A 1949-nucleotide genomic window follows, 5' to 3' on the forward strand; every position below is an offset into this window, starting at 1 on the left:
AACAGCCGGCCCCTCTTAATCATTCGCATTATTATACCTTCTTTTACGCCGGTTGCTTCATGGATTTCCTTTAGCGATGCTTTTCTGGTATCGCGGAGGTATTCAACTACTTTTAATTCATCTTCTTCAACCTTTTCATAGCAGGCCGGACACATACCGCTTGGATTTTCAACAAATAGCCGGCCGCACTCCGGACAGTTTTTTAACCCCATACCAGTTCCTCCTCACCATTAGTACTAAGAACTTGTCTGCCACACATTTCATCTTCATTATACTAAATATTCTCGACAATTGTTAGGAATTTCGACCTATTTCCTAGGAAATATTACAATTTTTTCGAAATTCATGCAGGATTATATCACTTTTTGCCTAAATTATTAATACTTGACTATACGAGGAAAGGCAGTTTGTCGTGTTTATGCTGACGCTCATGCAAGATCCGGATGTATATGCCGGAGAACCGGACACGCTAAGCGATGTCATCGCGACGTTAATGCGCTTAGTGGAAATGAAAAATGCCAAATTGTATCTTCATAGCAACCAAGTGGCCAATTATGCCGTAAGTGTAGCTGCGAAAATGCGACTGCCCAGAGATGAAATTGAGCGGATTCGGGTGGCTGCACTGTTACACGATATCGGTCATTTGACGGTTCCTAATGCCGTTATCGCTAAAATGCCTTATGTCACAAATAAAGAAATCAGCCTGTTTAAAAATCATTGCAATGCAGGCAGCTGCATGGTAGAAAACATCCCTGCTTGCCAAGAACTCATCCCATATATCCGCCATCACCATGAACGCTGGGACGGCAAGGGCTATCCAAAACGGCTCAAGGGAGTAAATATTCCGCTCGGAGCACGAATCATTGCTGTGGTCAACCATTATGACCGTTATATAAACCCCTGTACCAAAAACTGGGTTAAAACCAAGGATGAGGCTGTCCGCGAACTGTCAAGTCTATCCAGTACGGCCTTCGATCCGGCTGTAGTCAAAGCCTTTATTGAGGCGTTGGGGTAAGCGAGTTTGGTACTACCATTATAACAGAAAAAACACACTGCGAACAATAGTTCGTGGTGTGTTTTTTTAGTAGGGTGCGCCGCTTGCCAAGGCTAGTCCGCAAACCCTTAAGGCACCGGCTTTTTTGAGCACTTTAGCGCATTCGTTCATAGTAGTGCCGCTAGTAATTATATCATCAACCAATAAAATATTCTTGCCGGCCACTCCATCAGGATGCGTTACTGTGAAGGCGCCCTTTACATTTTGGCGCCGCTCGGCTAACTTTAACTCCCATTGTGGTTTTGTCGGTCTTGTCCTCGCCAAGTTCGTCTCACACCACAGCCACCCTTGCTGATTTGCCCACCCAGCAAAAATCAGCTCCGTTTGGTTATAGCCGCGCTCACTCATCCGCTCGGTGTTCAACGGGACTGGGAGGACAATATCCACATCAGGTAATCGAGCTGTCACGGCACTGTGATCGATTAACCACTCTAAATGCAATGCATACTTCTTTTTCTGCCGGAACTTGATATCATGTATAAGCCGTTTAACGCCTCCGGTATATTCACAGACGGCGTAGCATACATCCAAATGCTGCAGACGATGCTGATAAACATTAATCTCGCGCACCGCAAAAACACTAGCCAGACAAACCTGACACCAACTGCCATGTATATCGACGCCCGTCCGGCAGCCAGGACATTTCGGAGGATAAACGATATTAAGCAAGGTTTCCCATATTTGCTTAAGCACTTAAATCAACTCCTGAGCTTTGAGTAGCAGCAAATAACACACCCCGTCGCTGCGCGCCACCCCTCTCTAGAGGGGATTTTTTGCAATACTGCCACTAGCTAATCTTTTGCCTTAAAACCAAATTCTCCTCTTGAGAGGGGTGCCCAACGGGCGGGGTGTGTCTTAGTCATCCTTAGAACCCCTCGCCCCGCAGGCGTTCGGC

At 46.1% G+C, this 1949-nt stretch carries 3 protein-coding genes; 1 reads left to right on the forward strand and 2 read right to left on the reverse strand.

Features of this window, described 5'->3' with window-relative positions; translation table 11 throughout:
* Positions 1-212 (reverse strand): flagellar protein (locus tag GX348_10100; GenBank protein ID NLP42529.1); only part of this gene is annotated, 212 nt, incomplete at its 3' end.
* Between the two features lie 200 nt (positions 213-412).
* Between GX348_10100 and GX348_10105 the strand changes: the two genes are divergently transcribed.
* Positions 413-1015: an HD domain-containing protein gene (locus GX348_10105; GenBank protein ID NLP42530.1), complete on the forward strand. Its 603-nt coding sequence runs from the start codon at positions 413-415 to the stop codon at positions 1013-1015.
* 66 nt (positions 1016-1081) lie between these two features.
* Here the strand turns inward: GX348_10105 and GX348_10110 are convergent, their stop codons facing one another.
* Positions 1082-1747 carry a ComF family protein gene (locus GX348_10110; protein NLP42531.1) on the reverse strand — a complete coding sequence of 222 codons (666 nt, stop codon included), beginning with the start codon at positions 1745-1747 and terminating at the stop codon, positions 1082-1084.
* Positions 1748-1949 lie beyond the last annotated feature (202 nt).

Source organism: Veillonellaceae bacterium (genome assembly GCA_012523975.1).
Classification (GTDB): Bacteria; Bacillota; Negativicutes; order JAAYSF01; family JAAYSF01; genus JAAYSF01.